Origin of the sequence: Streptomyces sp. NPDC006879 (genome assembly GCF_042869595.1) — a bacterium.
Classification (GTDB): Bacteria; Actinomycetota; Actinomycetes; order Streptomycetales; family Streptomycetaceae; genus Streptomyces.
The window spans coordinates 20,462-41,649 of the sequence record NZ_JBIAGC010000036.1 but is presented as its reverse complement, the minus strand read 5'-3'; the positions used below and the strand labels follow the sequence as shown (position 1 = coordinate 41,649).

General features: G+C 71.8%; 16 protein-coding genes. 7 read left to right on the top strand and 9 right to left on the bottom strand.

All coding sequences use genetic code 11. The annotated features are described in order from the left end of the window. The first annotated feature begins 300 nt into the window (after positions 1-300). Entirely contained in the window at positions 301-1,059 is a 759-nt protein-coding gene (locus ACFYMC_RS22885; RefSeq protein ID WP_388528309.1) for a trypsin-like serine peptidase, read from the top strand. Positions 1,060-1,083: 24 nt separating this feature from the next. Here ACFYMC_RS22885 and ACFYMC_RS22880 read toward each other — a convergent pair whose 3' ends face one another. Further along, a complete protein-coding gene (locus tag ACFYMC_RS22880; RefSeq protein ID WP_388528307.1) occupies positions 1,084-1,560 on the bottom strand; it encodes an NUDIX domain-containing protein in 477 nt (158 codons plus the stop codon). Positions 1,561-1,795: 235 nt separating this feature from the next. Between ACFYMC_RS22880 and ACFYMC_RS22875 the strand changes: the two genes are divergently transcribed. Then, positions 1,796-4,525 (top strand): SpoIIE family protein phosphatase, encoded by a 2,730-nt coding sequence (locus tag ACFYMC_RS22875; RefSeq protein WP_388528348.1) that lies wholly within the window; start codon positions 1,796-1,798, stop codon positions 4,523-4,525. Here the strand turns inward: ACFYMC_RS22875 and lnt are convergent. The 3 genes from lnt to ACFYMC_RS22860 all read right to left on the bottom strand — a co-directional run bounded on the left by lnt (position 4,518) and on the right by ACFYMC_RS22860 (position 7,767). Continuing rightward, positions 4,518-6,116, bottom strand: coding sequence for an apolipoprotein N-acyltransferase (lnt, locus tag ACFYMC_RS22870; RefSeq protein ID WP_388528305.1), 1,599 nt, complete (start codon positions 6,114-6,116; stop codon positions 4,518-4,520). The two genes, ACFYMC_RS22875 and lnt, sit on opposite strands and share 8 nt — an antisense overlap. Positions 6,117-6,370: 254 nt before the next feature. Next, positions 6,371-6,919 (bottom strand): hypothetical protein, encoded by a 549-nt coding sequence (locus ACFYMC_RS22865; protein WP_388528303.1) that lies wholly within the window; start codon positions 6,917-6,919, stop codon positions 6,371-6,373. A gap of 56 nt (positions 6,920-6,975) precedes the next feature. Next, the gene (locus ACFYMC_RS22860) at positions 6,976-7,767 is read right to left on the bottom strand and encodes a glutamate racemase (protein WP_388528301.1); all 792 of its coding nucleotides are present in this window, start codon (positions 7,765-7,767) and stop codon (positions 6,976-6,978) included. 338 nt (positions 7,768-8,105) lie between these two features. Here ACFYMC_RS22860 and ACFYMC_RS22855 point away from each other — a divergent pair, with 338 nt between their 5' ends. Beyond that, the gene (locus ACFYMC_RS22855) at positions 8,106-9,299 is read left to right on the top strand and encodes a glycosyltransferase (protein ID WP_388528299.1); all 1,194 of its coding nucleotides are present in this window, start codon (positions 8,106-8,108) and stop codon (positions 9,297-9,299) included. Positions 9,300-9,356: 57 nt separating this feature from the next. On the opposite strand, the gene ACFYMC_RS22850 is transcribed toward ACFYMC_RS22855, so the two are convergent. Next, positions 9,357-10,628 (bottom strand): TerD family protein, encoded by a 1,272-nt coding sequence (locus ACFYMC_RS22850; RefSeq protein WP_388528298.1) that lies wholly within the window; start codon positions 10,626-10,628, stop codon positions 9,357-9,359. A 348-nt stretch (positions 10,629-10,976) separates the two neighbouring features. Between ACFYMC_RS22850 and ACFYMC_RS22845 the strand changes: the two genes are divergently transcribed. The 3 genes from ACFYMC_RS22845 to ACFYMC_RS22835 all read left to right on the top strand — a co-directional run bounded on the left by ACFYMC_RS22845 (position 10,977) and on the right by ACFYMC_RS22835 (position 15,123). Continuing rightward, positions 10,977-11,480: a DUF6643 family protein gene (locus ACFYMC_RS22845; protein WP_388528296.1), complete on the top strand. Its 504-nt coding sequence runs from the start codon at positions 10,977-10,979 to the stop codon at positions 11,478-11,480. Positions 11,481-11,565: 85 nt separating this feature from the next. After that, positions 11,566-12,390, top strand: a complete 825-nt coding sequence (locus ACFYMC_RS22840; RefSeq protein WP_388528294.1) for an MOSC domain-containing protein — start codon at positions 11,566-11,568, stop codon at positions 12,388-12,390. A 282-nt stretch (positions 12,391-12,672) separates the two neighbouring features. Next, complete coding sequence (locus ACFYMC_RS22835) at positions 12,673-15,123, top strand: right-handed parallel beta-helix repeat-containing protein (protein ID WP_388528292.1); 2,451 nt, start codon at positions 12,673-12,675, stop codon at positions 15,121-15,123. On the opposite strand, the gene ACFYMC_RS22830 is transcribed toward ACFYMC_RS22835, so the two are convergent. Both ACFYMC_RS22830 and ACFYMC_RS22825 read right to left on the bottom strand, forming a co-directional pair. Continuing rightward, a complete protein-coding gene (locus ACFYMC_RS22830) occupies positions 15,075-15,542 on the bottom strand; it encodes a hypothetical protein (RefSeq protein WP_388528290.1) in 468 nt (155 codons plus the stop codon). The two genes, ACFYMC_RS22835 and ACFYMC_RS22830, sit on opposite strands and share 49 nt — an antisense overlap. Before the next feature lie 117 nt (positions 15,543-15,659). Continuing rightward, the gene (locus ACFYMC_RS22825) at positions 15,660-15,896 is read right to left on the bottom strand and encodes a chaplin (protein WP_388528288.1); all 237 of its coding nucleotides are present in this window, start codon (positions 15,894-15,896) and stop codon (positions 15,660-15,662) included. 257 nt (positions 15,897-16,153) lie between these two features. Between ACFYMC_RS22825 and ACFYMC_RS22820 the strand changes: the two genes are divergently transcribed. Further along, complete coding sequence (locus ACFYMC_RS22820) at positions 16,154-17,515, top strand: PP2C family protein-serine/threonine phosphatase (RefSeq protein WP_388528286.1); 1,362 nt, start codon at positions 16,154-16,156, stop codon at positions 17,513-17,515. Here ACFYMC_RS22820 and ACFYMC_RS22815 read toward each other — a convergent pair. Both ACFYMC_RS22815 and ACFYMC_RS22810 read right to left on the bottom strand, forming a co-directional pair. Further along, positions 17,466-19,886 carry a hypothetical protein gene (locus ACFYMC_RS22815; RefSeq protein WP_388528284.1) on the bottom strand — a complete coding sequence of 807 codons (2,421 nt, stop codon included), beginning with the start codon at positions 19,884-19,886 and terminating at the stop codon, positions 17,466-17,468. The two genes, ACFYMC_RS22820 and ACFYMC_RS22815, sit on opposite strands and share 50 nt — an antisense overlap. Before the next feature lie 120 nt (positions 19,887-20,006). Beyond that, positions 20,007-21,164 (bottom strand): PLP-dependent cysteine synthase family protein, encoded by a 1,158-nt coding sequence (locus ACFYMC_RS22810; RefSeq protein WP_388528282.1) that lies wholly within the window; start codon positions 21,162-21,164, stop codon positions 20,007-20,009. Positions 21,165-21,188: the final 24 nt, after the last annotated feature.

Sequence of the window (21,188 nt, the reverse complement as noted above, 5' to 3'; positions counted from 1 at the left end):
CGGCCGATGCAGGCGAGGGCCGGGAGTGTTTTGCTGGTCGAGGACGGGGCGCAGGGGTGCCCCCGGCTCCGGTGAGCGGTCCTTGTCCTCGGGGACCGCGGCGCGTGCCGCCGCGCAGGGGAGCGGGTTCCACACGCGGGGCCCGCAGCGCTTTGGGGAGCGCCGCGGGCCACCGTGCGTGGCACGCCACGAGCTTCGGGTTCTTCGGCGCCACCGTCGGCGCCGACCAGCCCGATGAATTCACCGGATTCTCATCGAATCGGCGTCCTGGCGCGCTCCGGGTCGGCGAGGATGCGGCTCATGATCCGTTCGCTGAGGTCGCGTGCCTGCGGGCCCTGGCGCGCGCTGCCCACGTTGGCGGTCCTGCTCGCCCTGACCACCGCCGCCACGCCCGGACACTCGGTGGCCGGACCGGTCGGGGTCACGGTGCCGGTGCGCCAGACCGGCGTCGCCGACCGGGTAGGTGTTCTCGTCTCCACCCGCCCCGACGCGGATCACTTCTGCACCGCCTCGGTGGTGCACAGCTCGGGGCACGATCTGCTGGTGACCGCCGCGCACTGTCTCGGGGACGGCAGCGGTCTGGCCCATCTGACCTTCGTGCCGGGCTACCGCGACGGCCGGGCCCCCTTCGGAGCGTGGCGGCTGGAGCGGGCCTACCTCACACCGTCCTGGACTCTGAGCGAGGATCCGGACGCGGACCTGGCCTTCGTACAGGTCGAGGCCAGGGACGGACGGGACATCGAGGACCTGGTGGGTGGCTTCCGGGTGTCCGCGGACCCGCCGGACGGCTTCCAGGCCACGGTGATCGGCTATCCCCGCGTCCTGGAGACCCCCATCAGCTGTACCAACGACACGGAGCGGGTGAGCAGCACGCAGCGCAAGATCGACTGTCCTGGCTACAGCAGCGGGACCAGCGGCAGTCCTTGGCTCACCTCCAGCGGAACGCTCACGGGCGTGCTGGGCGGGCTGGAGGAGGGCGGGAGCACTGCGGAGGTGTCCTACAGCGCGGTCCTCGACGAGGAGGGCAGGCAGCTGTACGAGACGGCGTCCGGGAGCTGATCCCACGCTCGTCCCGGGGATGTCTCACAGGCCTGCCGGCTCGAACCAGGTCTCCTCCTGCGCCATGGCACGGCGAATCCGGTGGAGGGCGAACTCCGACAGCCCGGGCAGGGCCTTGGTGGCGAACCAGGCGACCTCCAAGGACTCCTCGTCATTCACCCGGGCCTCGCCTCCCACCGCGCGGCACCGGAAGGTGATGTCCATGTACTGGCACTCGTCACCGTTGGCGTAGCGCACCGGCCGCAGACCTTGGACGAGCACGACCCGCTCGGCCACGCATCGCACCGCGGTCTCTTCGAACACTTCCCGCACCGCGGCTTCGGCGGGCTGTTCACCCGGTTCTGGGATGCCGCCGATGACGGACCACTCACCGGTGTCGGCGCGTCGACCGAGCAGGACCCGACCGGCCGAGTCGAAGACGACGGCGGTCACACCGGGTAGCAGGAGCAGTTGGTGGCCCGCGCTGGCGCGGATGCGGCGGATGAAGTCGGGAGTGGGCATGCGTCCGAGCCTATGAGCTCCCGGGACTGTCCCGTCGCCCGCGGACCAGCGCGCCTGAGGAACAACACGAGCCCTCCGCACGCCCCGATGGCCCCGAGCGGGCCGTCCGGCGTTTCGCGCGCGCTCTTGGGAGGTATGCGCCTCGCACCTGGCGAAACCGCCCGGTTGTGGCCGCAGTGGTACGAGCGGTGCTAGAAAGGACAACGTGATCAGGCCCTTCGACCGGCCCCGGGGTGTGTCGGTGCGGCAGTTGATCCGCGGACGCCCCAAGAGCGTCGCCGGGCAGGTGTTCGTCCTCCAGGTGGCGATCGTCGGTCTGCTCGTGGTCGGTGCCATCGTGGCGTTGTTCCTGCAGACGCAGCACGACAGCGATCGGGAGGCACGCAACCGGTCCATCGCCGTCGCGGAAACGTTCGCCCACTCTCCCGGGCTCCAGGCCGCGCTGAAGCTCCCCGACCCTTCGAAGGTCATCCAGCCCCTGACCGAAGTGGCACGCCGCAAGGCCGGCGTGGACTTCATCGTGGTCATGGACACCTCCGGCATCCGCTACAGCCATCCGCAGCCGGAACGGATCAGGCAGAAGTTCGTCGGCACGATCGAACCCTCGCTGAACGGCAAAGTGATCACTGAGAGCGTCCAGGGACCATTGGGCGAGGAGTTCCAGGCGGTGGTCCCGGTCACCGCACCGGACGGCTCGGTGGTGGGCCTGGTCTCGGCCGGCCTGACCGTCGAGAACGCCACCGGCCCGGTGAACCAGCAGCTACCGGTCATCCTCGGCACCGGCGCGGCGGGCCTCGCGCTGGCAACGGCCGGCACCGCACTGACGGCCAGGTGGCTGCGGCGCCAGACGCACGGCTTGGGCCCCGCCGAGATGACCCGCATGTACGAGCACCACGACGCCGTTCTGCACTCGGTCCGCGAAGGTGTCGTCATCGTCGGCGGCGAGGGCCGCCTGCTCCTCGCCAACGACGAGGCGCGACGGCTGCTGGACCTCCATCAGGACGCCGAAGGACTCCTCGTGGCCGAGTTGCCCGGGCTGGACCCGGGGACGGCCGAGCTGCTCGCCTCCGGCCGGACGGCCACCGACGAGGTCCACCTGGCCGGGGACCGGCTCCTGGTGGTCAACCAGCGCCCCACGGACGGGCCCGGCGGCCCCATGGGCACCGTCGCGACGATCCGTGACTCGACCGAGCTCCAGGCACTCACCGGCCGCGCAGAGGTGGCCCGCACCCGGCTGAAACTGCTCTACGACGCGGGCATGGGCATCGGGACCACGCTCGACGTGCGGCGCACCGCGGAGGAACTGGCCGACGTGGCGGTCCCCCGTTTCGCCGACTTCGTCACCGTCGACCTCGCCGACCCCGTACTCAACGGGGAGGAGCCGAACGGCGCTGGTACGGAGACCGACATGCGGCGAACGGCGGTGAGCGGAATCCGGGACGATTCGCCGCTCTATCCGATCGGCAAACTGATCCAGTTCGTTCCCTCGACCCCGATGGCCGTCGGATTCGACACCGGACACGCCCAGGTCGTCCCGCTGCTCGCCGAGGCCCCGGGTTGGCAGGCCCAGGATCCGGAGCGGGCCCAAGCGATCGTCGACTACGGCATCCATTCGCTGATCGCTGTGCCCCTGCAGGCACGCGGGGTCATCCTTGGCGTGGCGAACTTCTGGAGGTCGGAGAAGCCCGGCCCCTTCGAGGAGGAGGACCTCTCGCTCGCGGAGGAGCTGGTGGCCCGCGCCGCGGTGTCGGTGGACAACGCACGCCGCTACACCCGCGAGCACGCCCTGGCGGTGACCTTGCAGCGCAGTCTGCTGCCGCGCACTCTTCCCGAGCTCAGCGCGGTCGAGGCGGCCCACCGGTACCTGCCCGCGCAGTCGGGGGTCGGCGGCGACTGGTTCGATGTGATCCCGCTGCCGGGCAGCCGGGTCGCGATGGTCGTGGGGGACGTCGTCGGTCATGGTCTGCACGCCGCCGCGACCATGGGGCGGCTGCGAACCGCCGTGCACAACTTCGCCACCCTCGACCAGCCGCCCGACGAGCTGCTGCGCCACCTCGACGATCTGGTCGGCCGGATCGACCAGGACGAATCAGGTGCCAACGGCGCCGCCGGCATGACGGGTGCCACCTGTCTCTTCGCCATCTACGACCCTGTCTCCCGAGTCTGCGCCATGGCCCGGGCCGGCCATCCGCTGCCGGCGTTGGTGCGGCCCGACGGCACGGTGGAGTTCCCCGAGCTACCGGCCGGGCCACCACTGGGCCTGGGCGGGATGGCCTTCGAGACGGCGGAGTTCGAGCTGGCCGAAGGCACCCAGTTGGTGTTCTTCACCGATGGGCTGATCGAGGACCGCAGCCGCGATATCGACGTGGGCATCGAACTGCTGCGTCAAGCCCTCTCCCACCCGGACCGCCCGCCGGAGGAGAGTTGCCGGGCGGTGCTCAAGGCCCTGCTGCCGGCCCGCCCCAAGGACGACGTGGCCCTGCTGATCGCTCGTACCCGGGTGCTGGACCCGGACCGGGTGGCCGAATGGGACGTCTCGGGCGATCCGAGCGAGGTGGCGGGCATGCGGGCGGAGGCCGAGCGCCAGCTGGACGCCTGGGGCCTTTCCGACCTGTCCTTCGGCACGGAACTGATCCTCAGCGAGCTGCTGACGAACGCCATTCGTTACGGTTCCGGGCCGATTCGCGTGCGGATGCTCTACGACCAGGTGCTGACCTGCGAGGTGGCTGACGGGAGCAGCACTTCCCCGCACCTGCGGGACGCGGCCACGACGGACGAGGGCGGGCGCGGCCTCTTCCTGGTGGCGCAGATGGCCGAGCGCTGGGGAACCCGCTACACCCCCGCAGGGAAGATCATCTGGGCTGAGCAGTCCGTCAACGGCCTCGAACAGTTCGCGGACCTGTCGCAGGCCCTGGGATCGGATGCGGACTTCGACGCCTTCGTGGTGCCGCCGGCGGTCAGCTGACCCTGCGCTCGGCCACACGACCGAACAGGGCCCAGCCGAGCCCACCGGCAGCCAGCACCAGGAGCGCGTACTCCGGGAGCGGGCCCAGTCGGGTGGCGGGGGTCAGTTCGGAGCGCAGCGGGATCCGCGCCACCAGGGCGTCCGCAGTGAACATGCGGGTCTGCTGAACGACCTCGCCGTCCGGGCGGATCACCGCGCTGACCCCGCTGGTCACCGGGACCAGGACCGCCCGGCTGTGCTCGACGGCACGAACCCGGGACATGGCCAGCTGCTGGTAGGTCATCTGGGTACGACCGAAGGTCGCGTTGTTACTGGGCACCGAGACCACCTGCGCGCCAGCCATCACCGTGTCGCGCACCGCGTCATCGAACGCCGCCTCGAAGCAGGTCACCAGACCCACCTGGGCGCCCCCCATGTCGAATACCCCGGGGGTGCTGCCACGCCCGAAGTCGCGCTGTACCCGGTCCACGTCCGAACTGAACACCCGCGCGAGGGAACGCATCGGGATGTACTCGCCGAAGGGCTGGATCTTGCGCTTGTCGTAGGTGGCTCCAGGTCCCTTCACGGGGTCCCAGAGGATCTGGGTGTTGCGCAGGGGGCCGGTGTCCGGAGCGAGGACCGCCCCGATGGAGACGGGCACCCCGATGGCCTTCACCGCTTCGTCGATGACTTCGTAGGCGTCCGGGTTGCGGTAGGGGTCGAGGTCGGAGGAGTTCTCCGGCCACACCACGAAGTCGGGCTGCTGAACCCGCCCGGCGCGTACGTCGGCCGCGAGTTGCAGGGTGCGCTTGACGTGGTTGTCGAGCACCGCACGACGCTGGTCGTTGAAGTCGAGACCGAGTCGCGGAACGTTGCCCTGGATCACGGCGGCCGTCACCGTGCCGTCCTCGGCGGCGTCACTCACCAGCGGTCGCGCCGCGAGGGCGGCGGTAACCGGCACCAGCACCGTGAGGGCGGCGACCGCGACGGCCTGCCGGACGGCGCCGGGTCCCGGCGCGCGCCGGTGAGCGAGCAGTCGACGGAGGGTCTCGTAGAGCCCGAAACCGGCGAGTACCACGGCGAAGCCGAGCACGGGGGTGCCGCCCAGGGCGGCGAGCGGCAGGAAGAGACCGTCGGCCTGCCCGAAGGCGACCTTCCCCCAGGGGAAGCCTCCGAAGGGCAGTCGGGCCCGTGCCGCTTCGGCGGCGGCCCATCCGGCAGCGCCCCACAGCGGCCACAGTGGCAGCCGGCTGACCAGCGCGATGACCACGCACCCGACGGCGATGAACAGTGCCTCCACCGTCGCCAGCGCGAGCCACGGCACCGGGCCGACCTCTTCACCGGTCCACACCAGCAGCGGCAGGAGGAAGCCCAGCCCGGTGAGCAGACCGAGGCCGAAGGCGGCCCGCGGACGGCGTCCGTGGAGGCAGCCGGCGAGCAGCGCAAGGGCGGGCGGGGCCAACCACCACAAGGGACGGGGCGGGAAGCTCAGGTAGAGCAGCACGCCGGCCGCAAGGGCGCCCGCGGCAGGACGTGGACGCCGCAGCCAGGACGCCCGCGGCGCGTCGGAGGGCGCTGTGGGCTGTGGTGGTGCGGTGCGGGTGGTGCTCATGTCGGCGGAGTCTACGGCTCCTGACGCCCACGCGTGGTTCGGGGTCGGGGGGTGCCGCACCCCCCGACCGCCCCTGGCCTCCTTCGGCGCACGGTGCCGGGTGCGGCCGGGAGCTGGCCGGCTGCTGCGGCGCCTCGCCGCGTTGCCAATCACCCGAATGCACCCGGCAGGAGGGACCCTCCGCCCCGCGACGCGCCGCATCCGACGCCGCAGGCCGATCCGCCGGGTACTGCGGGACGGCCCTCAGCCGCAGTTCAGCGGGGCGGCCCGGCCAGGCCCTCGGGAGTGGAACCGCCCAGTCGCTCGCGAATGATGCGCACGGCGGTCTCGGCGTCATCGACGGTCACTGTGAACAGCCGCCCGTCGCCCAGCCTGAGCACCACGGCCTCCCCGCGCCGCACGATCACCCCGGTGCCCTTGTCCGGGCGCCAGCGGTACCCCCAGCCGCCCCACTGTCGGGGCGTGACCCGGTCGATGAACTGGGCGTCGGCAATCTGATCCAGCAGGATCCTGCGGCGCGGCACCCCGATGTGGCCGCAGCGGACCTCCATCGCCTCGCCGTCGAGGGTGACGGCCACGTGGACGAAGGCGAGCGTCCCGTAGAGCATGAGCAGCCCGGCAGCCACGCAGCCCACCACTGACATCGCCAGCGGGGCGATTCCCGAAGTCCACGCCGAGTCCACAGCCAAGGTGATGCCCAACGCCATGCAGGCCGCGCCGGCGACCGCCAGCACCCACTGGGCCCGGTTGGTCGCCCGGCCGATCCACAAGGTCCCAGGACGCGGGCGGGAGCGATCCCTCATAAGTAACAGCGTACTCACGTTCCGCAGCGGCGGCACGGGCTACGACTGCGTCGGGCTCATCCCGAGGCCGCCGGGGCCCCCGCCAGCAGGAGTCCCTCGGGGTAGCCCAGGGACGGGGACGGCAGCTCGCCGTCCCGGCCACTGAGGAGTACCCGTAGCCCCCCGACCGCGGGCGCCTGGGGATCGGGTTCGGCCCCGATGCGGCGCAGCGCCTGCACGGCGACCGCCTCGGCCGATCCGTGCAGTTCGATCGCCGCTGCGCGGGTGCGGGCGAGGACGGCGATGCGGATCGGTTCGGCGACGAGCTCGTAGTGGGTACAGCCAAGGACGAGCGATCCGATGGTCGACGGGGTCAGTGCGGCAGCTGCCGCGACCGCCCTGGCGATGGCTGCCTCGTCGGCCTGCTGGACCGCGTCGGCCAGTCCGGGGCAGGGCACTTCGGTGACGTCGACGCCGTCGGCGAACTGGCGGATCAGTTGACGCTGGTACGGGCTGCCGGTGGTGCCCGGGGTGGCCCAGATCGCGACGGGGGCGCCGCCGGTCGCGGCCGGTTTGATGGCCGGTACCGTCCCGATGACCGGGATCGCCGGTTCCAGAGCCGCGCGCAGCGCCGGGAGGGCGTGCACGGACGCGGTGTTGCAGGCCACGATCAAGGCGTCGGGCTGGTGCGCGGCGGCTGCCCGGGCCACCGAGAGGGCTCGTTCGGTGAGGTCCTCGGCGGTCCGCGGGCCCCAGGGCATCCCGTCGGGGTCGGAGGAGAGCACCAGATCCGCGTCGGGGCGCAGGCGCCGCACCGCGGCGGCGGCCGGCAGGAGGCCGATTCCGGAGTCCATGAGCGCGATTTTCACCTGGTCACCTTAGACGACAGGGGTGGGTGGGCGGTGTGGGTCCGCCGACACGCCGATGGGTTCGGACGCCCGCGTGGAACACGCCCGAGGACACGGGCGCAGGGGCTTGCGGTGCGGCGCTGGTCCGGCAGACTTCGGCGGATGAGCGCCTTGAAGCGGATGGGGCCGGGCGGCCGGCCCGCGCGGGCGACCGGCCACGGCTGCGGTCACCCGGAAGCACGGGGCGGGCACCGCTCGACCCGCTCCCGTGTCCCCGGGCCCGCTCCGGACCGGGGGAAAGCCACCGCGGCACGGCGAACGCCGGGGGCGTGCAAGGGCCATGGGGCAGGGGGTGTCCGATGATCGAGGTCGGCGGGTGGTTCGGCTGGACGGCGGTGGCCGCGTTGGCGGCCTGGCTGTGGCTCCTGCTCGGCCAGGGGTTCTTCTGGCGGACGGACAACCGCTTACCGGTCCGCTCCGACCCGCCCTACTGGCCGTCGGTCGCCATCGTCGTACCGGCCCGCGACGAAGCGGAGGTGCTTCCCGAAAGCCTGCCCTCGCTGCTGGCCCAGGACTACCCAGGGGAGGCGGAGGTGATCCTGGTCGACGACGGCAGCACCGACGGCACCGGGGCCCTCGCCCGCAAGCTGTCGGCTCGTCACTGCGGGCTGGCGCTGACGGTGACTTCGCCCGGCGAACCGCCGTCGGGGTGGACGGGCAAACTGTGGGCACTGCGGCACGGGATCGCGTTGGCCCGCTCCGGTGGGCTCCGGGAGCCGGAGTTCCTGCTGCTCACGGACGCGGACATCGCCCACGAGCCGGACAGTCTGCGCGAGTTGGTGGCCGCCGCGGAGACCGGAGGGCTCGACCTGGTCTCCCAGATGGCCCGGTTGCGGGTGGCCAGCGGCTGGGAACGGCTGGTCGTTCCCGCCTTCGTCTACTTCTTCGCCCAGCTCTACCCCTTCCGGTGGGTCAACCGCCGGCGCGGCCGGGTGGCGGCGGCGGCCGGCGGGTGCGTGCTGCTGCGCACCGTGACCGCGGTGCGCGTCGGCGTGCCGGACGCCATCCGGGACTGCGTCATCGACGACGTCTCGCTTGCCAGGGTGGTGCGCCGCGCAGGGGGCCGGATCTGGCTGGGACTGGCTGAGCGGGTCGACAGCGTCCGCCCCTATCCCCGACTGGCCGACCTGTGGCGGATGGTCTCGCGCAGCGCCTACGCGCAGTTGCGCCACAACCCGCTGCTCCTGGCCGGCACCGCGGTCACCCTGACCGTGGTCTACCTGGTGCCGCCGCTCGCGCTCTGCGTGGGCGTGTCGACGGGTCGAGCTCCGCTGGCCTGGGCCGGCGGCCTGGCCTGGCTGGTGATGGCGGGCACCTACCTGCCGATATTGCGCTACTACCGGCAGTCTCCTTGGCTCGCGCCCACCTTGCCGGTGACCGCGCTGCTGTACCTGCTGATGACGCTCGATTCGGCCTTGCAGCACTACCGGGGCCGGGGTGCGGCCTGGAAGGGCCGGACGTACGCCCGGCCGGCCGGGACCTCCGAGGGTTGACCGACCGGCCGTGCCTGCTCCCGGGGCGATCCAGACGCCCGGGCGCGGTCGGGGGCGCTACTTGCGGCCTGGCGTCCACTGCATGCCCCACCCGTAGGCACGGTCCACGGTCACCTGGGGGCTCGCGCCCGGCTGCGGTACCAGGAAGCGGGCCTCGCGCTGGACGAGCAGGTCCGATCCCGTGTTGCTGAGCAGAGCGAGCGCGCACACCGGTGAGGGGAGGGTGCACTCCCCCAAGGAGAACTCGATGGGCGCGCCGTGTTGGGGCTTGAGGGTGACGGTGGCGTCGAGGTCGGCGAAGCTCCGCGCCCCCTCGTAGATGGTGACGAAGAAGAGCACGCGGCGGATCTCGTCACGGTGGTCGAGGTTGAGGGTGAGGTTCTCACCCGCGGCGGAGCCGCCGGTGCGGTCGTCCCCGTCGAGGTGGATGTACGGAGGCTGCCGCAGCGAGCCGTATGCGTTGCCGAGGGCCTGGACCACGCCCTTGCGGCCGTCGGTGAGCTCGTAGAGCGCGCACAGGTCGAGGTCCAGTGGTGCGGAGGGCCCGGTGAGCGACCGGCCCAGGGTGGCCGCCCAGCCGGAGCGGGGGGTGGGCGCGTCGCTGCCGGTGCGGGTCCGCCAACTGAGGTTGACGTGGAGCGTTCCGGAGGTGCCGCCCTGCTTCTCCAGCCGGACGCTGGGGGCCTCCTTGGTGAGGGTGACCTTGGTGAGGCGTACGGGTGCGGGCGGGGTCGGCTCCGGGCTCGGGCGGACCGGGGCGGGGGCCACGGGCGGTGCGGGGCGGACCGGGGCCGGGGGGTGCTGTGGTTCGTCGACGCGGATGCCGAAGTCGCCGGCGAGCCCGGCCAGCCCGGTGTCGTATCCCTGGCCGACCGCCCGGAACTTCCAGACGCCCTGACGCCGGTACAGCTCACCCAGCACGAAGGCGCTCTCCACGGTGGCGCCTTCGGGGGCGTAGTGGGCGATCTCCGCCCCGTCGGCCGCGTCGAGGACGCGTACGAAGAGGCCGGGGACCGCGGCGAAGGTACCGCCGTCGGCGGAGGCGGCCAGGACGACGCGGTCCACGGCCGGCTCGATGCGTGCGAGGTCGATCGCCAGGGCTTCGGTCACGGCTTCGCCCGCTGTGGTCCGGCCCTCGTGGCGGACCGCTCCGGAGGCGTGTGCGGGCTGGTTGTAGAAGACGAAGTCGCCGTCGGCGCGCACCTTGCCGGCGGACAGGAGCAGCGCCGAGCCGTCCACTTCGGGCACCGTGGCGCCGGTCCGCCAGCCGAGCTCGACCCGGAGGGAGGAGGCCGCAACCGCGAGGTTGCTTCCCTTGCGCATCGTCATATCTGTCACCCGTCCTGAAGTGTGCCGGAGCCGACCGCCGCCACGGGCAACCTATTACCCGGACTTCTCGGTAGCAGCCCGTGGGTAACCCATAAGCGCGACGTAAGGGTCACGTGAGGACCGGCGGCGGATCCGATGCCCCGAGGTGGAACGGAAAGACCTCGGAAAGACCTCGCCGGACCGCCGGTAACCCCAGCGCAACGTCGGCTTTCACCCCATCTTGAGGTCCCGTGACGACCGTTTTTCCCGTGTTCGCTCGCATTGGGGATCCACGACGGCTCAGGCGGCGATAAAGAACCCCCTATTCGGACTCCCCAACCGGCACATCGTGGGCTTAACTTATGTGCCATGACTCCCCCCCGCTCCACCTACGGCGGCGGTTACTCCTCCGCGCCGAGTTTTCCGGACACCCCGATCTACGACTCGCTCGTGGCCGAGCGGGGCACCCCACAGATCGCCCCGATCCGGGTCCCCGCCGCCTACGAGTCCCCGTTCGCCGTAGCGGCCCCGCAAGCGCCGTCCAACGGCTACCTGCCCGCCCGGCCGGCGGCGCTGCCGGCGCTACCGGCCGGGCCGTCCCAGCAGCCCGCCCCCGGGTACGGCTACCCGTACCCGCAGCAGGCTGCGCCACTCCAGCCGGCACCGGCACCGCAGTTCCCGCAACAGGGGTACCCGCCGCGCGGCGGGTATCCGGCGCCCCAGCAGCCGATGCCCGCGCCGGTGCCCGTGGCGACGGCCACCGCGACCGGGTACGAGGCGATGCGACCGGCTGCACCAAGGCCGATGCAGGCACCCACCCCGTCCGCGTACCAGGACCCCTACGGGAGGCCCTACCAGGGGCGCGGCTACTGAGCGAGGGCGCCCAGGTCGCAGGCACCGAACGCCGTGGTGACCAGGGGGTGGCCCCGGAGCCGGAGGGTGCTGGCAGGATGCACCCATGTCACGGATACAGCTTGCGGCGCTCCACGTCCATCCCGTCAAGTCGGTAGCGGGGATTGCTCCCGACGAGATGGCCGTGGAGCCCTGGGGGCCCGCCGGGGATCGGCGCTGGGCGGTGATCGACGCCGACCATGCGGTGGTCACCCAACGTCAGCAGCCGCGCCTCGCGCTCGCCACCGCACAACCGCTGGGGGGCGGCCGGATCAAGGTGACGGGGCCGGGTCTCGATCCGCTGGAGATCGCGGTTCCGGAGCCGACCGGCACCGTGCCGGTGGAGATCTTCGGGAAGAAGATCGAGGCGGTGGCGGCTGCCACGTCGGCACATGACTGGTTCAGCGAATACCTCGGAGCGCGGGTGCGTCTGGTCCACCTTGACGCACCCGAGCACCGGCGGCAGATCGACCCGAGGTTCTCCCTCCCCGGCGAGACCGTGTCGCTGGCCGACGGATTTCCGCTTCTCGTTGCCAGCATTTCCTCCCTGGACTCCCTCAACTCCCTGATTGCGCAGGGAGATCACGCCTTTGAAGGTCCACTCCCGATGAATCGTTTCCGGCCGAATGTCGTGGTGTCCGGAAGTGGCGCATGGGCCGAGGACGAATGGCGGCGCATCTCGATCGGCGAGATCACCTTCCGGGTGGCCCGCACGTGCGGCCGGTGCGTGGTGACCACCACCGACCAACACAGCGCACAGCGCGGCAAGGAGCCACTGCGCACCCTCGCGCGCCACCGCCGCATCGACGGTCGGCTGGTCTTCGGCCAGAACCTCATCCCCGAGCACACGGGTGTCCTCCGACTCGGCGACGAGGTGCGCGTCCTGCAATGACCGTCGGGTGAGACCAGGTGAAGCGGTCCGGCCGGAGCGCGGGGACCGCATCGGGCCGCGGCCCGGTGCCTCGGGGCGGGCCCAAGTCGGCTCCACGCAACGGTCGTAGGACAACTCATGCATCAGTGGTACGAGCGCCTGGACCCGCGGGAGGACTGGGTCCGCCGCGGCCAGGTTGACCGAACGCCGCCAGCTGAGCTGGCAACTCCCCGGCGCCGCGCGCGCTACGGTGGACGCGGCCAGATCGGTCGCGGCGGTACAAGGTGGGGGCACGACAGCACCATGGCTCAGGGCACGGTCCAGCTGACGCAGAGCGGCACTTCGCGGTGGCGACGCCGCACGGGCGAGTACCCCACCGTCACCGCCGCCCTGGAAGCGGCGAGCGACGGCGACATCCTGACCCTGCCCCCCGGCACCTACCGCGAGAACGTGGTGGTGACCCGGGCCGTGACCCTGCGGGGCCCGGATGGGTCGCCGGGGTCCGTCCGGATCGCCCCGGTGGACGGGGTGGCCCTCACCCTACGCGCCGCGGCCACCGTGGCGGACCTGCGCCTTGAGGGGCAGGACACCGCGGCCCCCGCGCTCCTGGTCGAGGACGGAGCGGCGGAGCTGACGGACCTTCGCGTGGTCACCCGCTCCGCTGCCGGCATCGAGGTGCGGGGCAGCGCCCGGCCCACGGTGCGGCGCTGCACCGTGGACAATCCGGCTGGGGTGGGGATCGCCGTGGTCGACGGCGGTGGCGGGGTGTTCGAGGAGTGCGAGGTGGTAGCGGCCGGGCAGTCCGGGCTTCTGGTCCGTGGCGGTGCGCGCCCCCGGCTGGAACGCTGCCGAATCCACCACAGCGGTAGCGCGGGACTGACCGTGACCGGGGACGGCTCCGGCATCGAAGCAGCTGGTTGCGAGGTGTACGAGGTCAAGGGCACCGGCGTGCACATCGCGAGCCGCGCCACCGCGGAACTGACCGACTGCCAGGTGCACCGTACTTCCGGCGACGGGGTCACCCTGGACACCGATGCCGTACTCACTCTGCGCGACTGCGACATCCACGACATCCCCGAGAACGCGGTGGACCTGCGCTCGCGGTCGGTGCTCAAGTTGAGCCAGAGCAAGATCCGGCGGTTCGGCCGCAACGGACTGTCCGTCTGGGACCCGGGCACCCGGGTGCACGCCGAGGCCTGCGAGTTCCACGACAGCACCGGCGACTACCCGGCCGTATGGGTCAGCGACGGCGCCTCGGTCTCACTGGACTCCTGCCGCGTCCATGACGTACCGGACGCGTTGTTCGTACTGGACCGCGGCTCCCGGGTCGAGGTCCTCGGCAGCGACCTTTCCCAGGTGCGCAACACGGCGGTCTCGGTGAGCGACGGAGCGACGGCCCAGTTGGACGACTGCCGCATCCGGGAAGCCACCACGGGTGCTTGGTTCCGCGACCACGGCAGCGGCGGTTCGCTGGCGGACTGCACGATCGACGCGGTGCAGACCGGCGTGATCGTCACCAAGGGTGCTGATCCGGAGGTCGACCGGGTGACGGTGACCTCCGCCGCCGAAGCGGGCTTCTACGTGTCCGCGGAAGGACGCGGCGCCTTTCGCGGTTGCCGGGTGACGGGCAGCGGAGGTTTCGGCTTCCACGTCCTCGACGGTTGCAGGACCGCACTGGCGCGCTGCCGTACCGAGCGGTGCACCCGCGGTGGCTACGAGTTCGCCGAAGAGGGCCCGCTGGTCGAGGACTGCACCAGTGACGAGAGCGGCGCCCGGGAGGCACCGCACGGAGTCCTCACCCAGACGGCGGTGCGTTCCACGGCCGTCTCGACGGCGGGACTGCTGTCCGCGGTACCGGACCAGCGCCCCACCACCTCGACGGAGCCGGACGCCCGCCCACCGGCCGGGCGGGACGACGTCGACCCCAAGGACCCGAAGGCGGTACTGGACGAACTCGACGCCCTGGTGGGCCTGGAGAGCGTCAAACGCGAGGTGCGCGCCCTCACCGACATGATCGAAGTGGGCCGCCGCAGGCAGCTGGCGGGCCTCAAGGCCGCGTCCGTACGACGGCACCTGGTCTTCACCGGGTCCCCCGGCACGGGCAAGACCACGGTGGCGCGTCTGTACGGGGAGATCCTGGCCTCGCTGGGTGTCCTGGAGCGCGGGCACCTGGTGGAGGTCTCCCGGGTAGACCTCGTCGGCGAGCACATCGGCTCGACCGCGATCCGCACCCAGGACGCCTTCGACCGGGCGCGCGGCGGGGTGCTGTTCATCGACGAGGCCTACGCCCTGTCCCCGGAGGACTCCGGGCGGGACTTCGGCCGGGAGGCCATCGACACCCTGGTCAAGCTGATGGAGGACCACCGTGAGGAGGTCGTGGTGATCGTCGCCGGCTACACGACGGAGATGGAGCGGTTCCTCACCGTCAACCCGGGCGTGGCCTCACGTTTCTCCCGCACCATCACCTTCGGTGACTACAGCCCGCGGGAACTGCTGCGGATCGTGGAGCAGCAGGCGACGGAGCACGAGTACCGACTCGGCGCCGGGGCGGCCGAGGCCCTGCTGACGTACTTCACGGTGCTGCCGAAGGGCCCGGCCTTCGGCAACGGGCGCACGGCCCGCCAGACGTTCGAGTCGATGGTGGAGCGCCACGCGAGTCGGGTGGCCCAGTTGCCGGACCCGGACACCGACGACCTGACCCTCCTCTACCGGGAGGACCTCCCCGCATTGGGGGCCAGCTCGATCTCCAAGTAGCGTCGGTTCTTCGGCCCCCGGTACAAGAGCGCTTCCCAGCCGAGCCGGGTCAGGACCGCGCGGCATTCGGCGAGTCGTTCGTCCTGTTCGTAGCCGGCCCCGGCACCGACCGGACCGAGCCAGTGGACCCGCACCACCCGGTCTTCTCCACGGGCCACCCGATAGCCGGTAGCGGTGCGCAGCCCCTCCACGCCGGTCGCGGAGGGCGGAATGCCCGCGGCTTCCAGGGAGAGGGCCACCGCGCGCTCGGCTTGGCGCAGCTCCCAAGGGGCGGGCACGGACGCCCCGCCCGGATGGTTGACCAAGCGCCGGATCTGGAGCAGCGACTCGAAGGCGCCGCGGACCTCGGCGTCGCGCGCAGGCCCCTTGGCGGGTGCCGGACCGTCTCCGGTCGCGATGTCGAAGCGGTCAGCGGCCATCCGCCCTCCCTCGTCTCGCCACGCACGGGATCCAACTGCGGAGCCTACCCAGGGCCGGCGCCCGAAGGCGTGCGGCCCCGGGCACCGGCTGGGCGCCACGGCGCCCGGAGGTGAGGATCAGGCGTTGACGCAGAGGTTGCCGGCGGCCGGGTTGAGGGCCCCGACGATGTTGACGCTGTTCCCGCAGATGTTGATCGGAATGTGGAACGGGATCTGGATGACGTTGCCCGAGAGCACGCCGGGCGAGCCGATGGCCACCGCGTGAGCATCGGAGTCGGCGCTGGCGGCGCCCGCGCCCGCGAGGACGGCAGCGGAGGCGAGAGCGAGGGCGGCGAAGGTCGTACGTACGCGCATGGAGTACTCCTTGTGCGGGGTCGTTGCGACGGTCCGTGGAAGTGTTGACCACCGGCGGGCTTCAGAAACCGGGGGCACGCGTTCGGGCGAGAGCGGCCGGAGCCCTTCGGAGTAGCGGCGCTCGGGCGGTGCGCCAGATCCCACAAGTGGAGCGTCAATCCGCGTCATCGGCGTCCTGAACTGCTGGGATGGCTGCAGGTCGGACCGCGGGTCGCGGTGAGCACGAGGCGGAGCGGCGGAGCTGCGGAGGTGGCACGGTGGGCCGAAGTGGTGAAACCCCGGAGGGTGAGCACCGGGCGGACGCGAGGGGGCACGCACAGCTCCACGCGTGGCAGACCCTCCTGGAGGAGGCGGTGGAGGCGATCGGCACCACGCTCGACGAACAGACCACGTGTCGGGAGCTGACTGCCTTCCTGTGTCCACGGTGGTGCGACGCGATCGCGGTGGAGCTCGTGGCCGGGAGACAGGGCGGCGACCCAGAGGGGGCGGAGCAGGGTCCGCCGTACCGAGCGGCGGCCAGGGGGCGTCTTGAACTGTTGGATCGCTGCTCCGCGACCGGACCGACGCAGGGGACGGACCCTGCTGCGGGTGCCCGGGCGACAGGCGAGGGGCACCGGCGGTGGGCATCGACCGGGATTGCCGGCGGTCTGCCGTGGGCGGCCCTGTCCGCACCTCTGACGGTACGGGGTCGTTCGTACGGAACGGTCGTGGCCGTGCGCGTGGGTGAGGAATTCGATGACGAGCATGCCGCCACCGTGCGGTTCGCCGCTCGGTTGGCCGCGGCGCACCTCGGGCACGCGCACCGTCATGCGGCGACGCACTCCACGGCGCTCAACCTCCAACAGGCGCTGCTGGCAGCACCGGGGCGTCCGCACCCGAACCTTGACCTCGCCACCCGCTACCTGCCTTCCGGCAGCGGGGTGTTGGTCGGCGGGGACTGGTTCGAAACGGTGCGCCTGCACTACGGCAGGACGCTGCTGGTGATGGGCGATGTGATGGGGCACGGGCTGGACGCGGCCGTGGACATGAACGCCTACCGCTCCATGCTCCGCTACGTGGCTGCCACGGACCTGCCCCCGCACCGGGTGCTTCGCCAGTTGGACACGGCAGTCTCACAGGAGGGTTCGCGTCGCCCGGCCACCTGCCTGCTGGCCCGTCTCGACCCGGCTCGCGGAAAGGCGGCCTTCGCCAGTGCGGGGCACCTTCCGCCCGTGGTGTTCGGCGCCGACGGCCAGGGCGAGTTGGTCGAGTTGCCGGTTGGGCCGCCGCTGGGAACCGGGATGGGTGGCTACCTCATGACCACCCGTGAACTCACCGCCGCACAGACGTTGTTGCTGTTCACCGACGGGCTCGTGGAGCGCCGGGGGAAGACATCGACGTGTCGCTGGCCCGACTTGCCGGGCAGCGGCTCCCCCCGGGCGTACGGGTGCAGGGCGCCTTGGATCACCTGCTGGCTGCCCTGGACGCCATGCACGCGGAGGACGACGTCGCCGTCCTCGCGGCCCGGATGCGGCCTCGGGTGGAACCCTCGGAGGCAGGGCTGCTCCCTCCGCACTGAGGCCGTCAGGCTCAGCCATCCGGGCCGCGGGGCACCGGCAGGTGCGGACCACCGGGTCTGAGGGAGGCCAACAGCGCGTCCCGTTCACGGGCGAAGGAGGGGTCGGCCTGGTAGTCGCCGTGGCCGAGGATGGGGGCGGGCAGCGGGTGCCGGGCGGTCCGGCCGTATACGAGGGGGTCGGTCAGCGGGCCCCGGTCCACACCCGACCCGGGGTCTGTCGGCAACACCGGACCGCCGATGGGGTCGGTGGCCCGCCACAGGTTCCGCCAGCAGTGGACCTCCTCGTGCAGTGCGGCCAACGGGCCAGGTCCGAAGTACGCCGGGAACCAACGGCCGTAGAGCCGGTGAAGCGGTGAGCCGTAGGTCAGCAGCGCCACCTGACTGCGCGCCGTCGGGGGCAGTTGCCAGACCGCCGCGGCAGCCAGCACGCTGCCCTGGGAATGTCCGGAGATCACCAGCCGACCACCGGTGCGCCGGGTCCAACTCGCCATCCGCCAGGTGAGGTCGGGTACGGCTCGCTCTGCATAACAGGGCGGCGCGAAGGGATGGGCGGCACGCGGCCAGAAGGTGCCGATGTCCCAGAGGATTCCTATCGTGCGCCGCGCGGAAGGGTCCTGATAGGCCCGCCGGCCCCAGGTGACGAAGAGGAGGAAGCCCAGACCGATCAGCCAGGACCCGAGCGCCTGCGCGGTCTGCGCGGCCCCTTCGACCAAGGGATTGCTTCCGCGCGCGGCCTCCCCGGGAACGGTCCCACTCAACCAGGCACCGAGTACGGAGGCCGCCCCGAGGAGCAGCGTGACCGAGGAGACCGCGGCGATGAACCAGGGCGTGGCGTCGGTGAGTCCGGCGGTGGCGCGGGCCCGGGCGATGGCTCTGCTGCGCGCGTGGTCGGTCGGCTCCTCGGGGTACTCGGCTTCGACGACCGTCCGCAGCCGGCGTCCGGTCAACGCGCCCCGGACGCCGAAGTGGACGGCGAGCAGGGCGAGGACCAGCAGCAGCGGGGGGAGTGTGGCCGCCTGCCAGGACAGCAGTACGGGCGGACCGGGTAAGGGCGCGTGCGCCATGCCGGGGGTGGCGCCGCCGTCCAGCCAGTCCGCGACGCGCTGGGCCACCCCGCCGGACATCACCGAGCCCAGCGCGCAGGCCAGCATGGCGACCGCCGGACCGCCCAGCCCTCGTAGCGCGGGCCGCTGGGTGAGGGGCCGCGGGGCACCGAAGTGCGCCCCGCGCCCCTTGGGTTGGGTGCGCGGCCGACTCCTGCGGTACAGGCCGGCGGCGATCAGGGCCAGCGCCACCACCAGGGCGCCTTGCCCAAGGGTGAGCGCACCGAAGGTGAGATCGCCCGGGAGACGCCCGGACGAGGTCCACTGGGGCCGCGACCAGCCCGCATAGCCAAGGCTGAGCAACAGCAGGGCCAGCGCTGAGCCGGGCATCAGGGAAATGACGGCGTGGTCGATGCGCGCGTCGAGGCGGGTCTCGGTGCGCCCGCGTCGACAGACCACCCAGACCACCGTGAGACCGGCGGCTGCCAGCAGGCCCTCGGTGAGCCTGCCGACGGCGTCCAGAGCGGGGCTGCCGCCGTCCTCGCGGTCGTATCGGGCGGCTGCCCCGGCCACCGCGGCGGCCACGGTGAGCAACCCCGCGGCGGTGTGCGCGGCGCGCAGCCGGGCCACGAGCCGTCGCCCGTACCAAAAGCCGGGGCGCCCCAGTGCGGGAACACCGCCGGTGCAGTCGTCCTCCGGCTCCGCCGGGTGCGGCTCCTCGCTCGGGAGCGGCTGTTGGGATTCGTAGGCGCTCCAGGTCCGGTTGGACAGGTACCACAGCAGTCCGGTGAGAGCAGCCGGGATCGGCGCGCACAGGGCGAGGCGTCGGCCGGGCTGCGACCACCAGCCGTGGTGCTCTGGGGCCAGGAAGCCGAGCCAGGAACGGTCCTTGGTGCAGCGTGCGGTGCCCGCGCACTGCCAGGCCAGCAGGTCGAGCGCCACCTCGCAGGCGGCGGCGACGAGCAGCACGGTCAGGCTCAGAGCGACGAGCCTGACCAGGACTCCGTAGGCACGCACCTGTCGGCCGGCCCCGGGGGGCGCGGCGGGACGGGACCAGTGGGCCAGGTTGACGACCATGAACGGCAGGAGGAGCAGCCAGAGCGCCCGGGCGCCGTTGCCCGAGGTGAGCCGTGACCAGCAGTACGCCTCGGGGATGGGACGCCCGGTGTGGCGGTGCGGGTCTTCCTCGGCGCGGGCGTCCGCGGTGCGACGGAAGACCGCGGCAGTGCCGTCTCCGGTGATCCGCAAGGTGCGTGGATCACCCAACATCTCCTCGGGGGTCGCGCCGCCGACACCGTGTACGAGGAGTTCCAGGGCGGGACCCTGGTCGGGGGCGCGATTCGTGATCGGATCGGGGTCGGGTGTCTGGTGCGGTGCGTCATACGGCACGGACCCAGCATCCCGCCCCAGGGACCCCAGGCCCAGCCCTCTCCCTCCATCAGGTGACCCCCGCTCCGCTCCCGGATGCGCGGTGCCCGGGCGTTGGCGGTCGCGGCGAGTGGGGTGGGATCAGCCGGCGTCCGGCCACACTCCGGTTTCCAGCAGCGAACTGATCGCGGTGGTGTAGGGCCCGATGTCCAGGCCCTGTTCTTCGAGCCAGCTGTCGGAGTAGTACTTGTCCAGGTACCGGTCTCCGGGGTCGCAGAGCAGCGTGACGACGCTGCCCCGGCGGCCCTCGGCCACCATTTCAGCGACGATCTTCAGGGCACTCCACAGGCCGGTACCGGTGGACCCGCCGGCCTTGCGACCGATGGCACGCTCCAGTGCCCGACAGGCGGCGACGCTGGCGGCGTCCGGAACCTTCATCATGCGTTCGATGGCGGCCGGTAGGAAGCTCGGCTCCATCCGCGGGCGCCCGATGCCTTCGATCCGCGACCCGCAGTCCCCGGTCACTGTGGGGTCCGAGGTCGTCCAGCCCTCGAAGAACACGGAGTTCTCCGGGTCGGGGACGCAGATGCGGGTGTCGTACTGCATGTAGTGCACGTAGCGGGCGATGGTCGCCGAGGTGCCGCCGGTGCCCGCGGTGGCGACGATCCAGGTAGGCTCCGGATAGCGCTCCAGCCGCATCTGCTGGTAAATCGATTCGGCGATGTTGTTGTTGCCCCGCCAGTCGGTGGCCCGTTCCGCGTAGGTGAACTGGTCCATGTAGTGCCCACCGGTCTCGGCGGCGAGGTTGGCGGATTCCTCGTACATCTTCATCGGGTCGTCGACGAAATGGCAGCGCCCCCCGTGGAACTCGATGAGCCGGCACTTCTCGGCGCTCGTGGTGCGGGGCATCACCGCGATGAACGGCACTCCGATGAGTTTCGCGAAGTAGGCCTCCGACACGGCCGTGGAGCCGCTGGACGCTTCGATGACGGGTCGCCCCGGACGGATCCATCCGTTGCAGAGCGCGTACAGGAACAGCGAGCGGGCGAGCCGGTGCTTGAGGGAGCCCGTCGGATGGGTGGACTCGTCCTTGAGGTAGAGGTCGATACCCCACTCTTCGGGGAGGGGGAAGCGCAGTAGGTGGGTGTCCGCGGATCGGTTGGCGTCCGCCTGTACCTTGCGGACCGCCTCTTTCAGCCAGGCCCGGTAGGTCGGATCGCTGCGGTCGGTGTCGACGGTCGCCAGGGAACCGCGGATGCCGTCGGTGCTGCCGGTGTCCGGCTGTCCTGTGGTGCTCATGTTGCCCGCTCCTGTGCTGGCCTG

Excerpts from the sequence above, each read along its gene's own strand:
- ACFYMC_RS22885 (WP_388528309.1), top strand. The coding sequence starts at position 301 with ATGATCCGTTCGCTGAGGTCGCGTGCCTGCGGGCCCTGGCGCGCGCTG.
- ACFYMC_RS22880 (WP_388528307.1), bottom strand. The coding sequence starts at position 1,560 with ATGCCCACTCCCGACTTCATCCGCCGCATCCGCGCCAGCGCGGGCCAC.
- lnt (WP_388528305.1), bottom strand. The coding sequence starts at position 6,116 with ATGAGCACCACCCGCACCGCACCACCACAGCCCACAGCGCCCTCCGAC.
- ACFYMC_RS22865 (WP_388528303.1), bottom strand. The coding sequence starts at position 6,919 with ATGAGGGATCGCTCCCGCCCGCGTCCTGGGACCTTGTGGATCGGCCGG.
- ACFYMC_RS22855 (WP_388528299.1), top strand. The coding sequence starts at position 8,106 with ATGATCGAGGTCGGCGGGTGGTTCGGCTGGACGGCGGTGGCCGCGTTG.
- ACFYMC_RS22850 (WP_388528298.1), bottom strand. The coding sequence starts at position 10,628 with ATGACGATGCGCAAGGGAAGCAACCTCGCGGTTGCGGCCTCCTCCCTC.
- ACFYMC_RS22845 (WP_388528296.1), top strand. The coding sequence starts at position 10,977 with ATGACTCCCCCCCGCTCCACCTACGGCGGCGGTTACTCCTCCGCGCCG.
- ACFYMC_RS22840 (WP_388528294.1), top strand. The coding sequence starts at position 11,566 with ATGTCACGGATACAGCTTGCGGCGCTCCACGTCCATCCCGTCAAGTCG.
- ACFYMC_RS22835 (WP_388528292.1), top strand. The coding sequence starts at position 12,673 with ATGGCTCAGGGCACGGTCCAGCTGACGCAGAGCGGCACTTCGCGGTGG.
- ACFYMC_RS22830 (WP_388528290.1), bottom strand. The coding sequence starts at position 15,542 with ATGGCCGCTGACCGCTTCGACATCGCGACCGGAGACGGTCCGGCACCC.
- ACFYMC_RS22825 (WP_388528288.1), bottom strand. The coding sequence starts at position 15,896 with ATGCGCGTACGTACGACCTTCGCCGCCCTCGCTCTCGCCTCCGCTGCC.
- ACFYMC_RS22810 (WP_388528282.1), bottom strand. The coding sequence starts at position 21,164 with ATGAGCACCACAGGACAGCCGGACACCGGCAGCACCGACGGCATCCGC.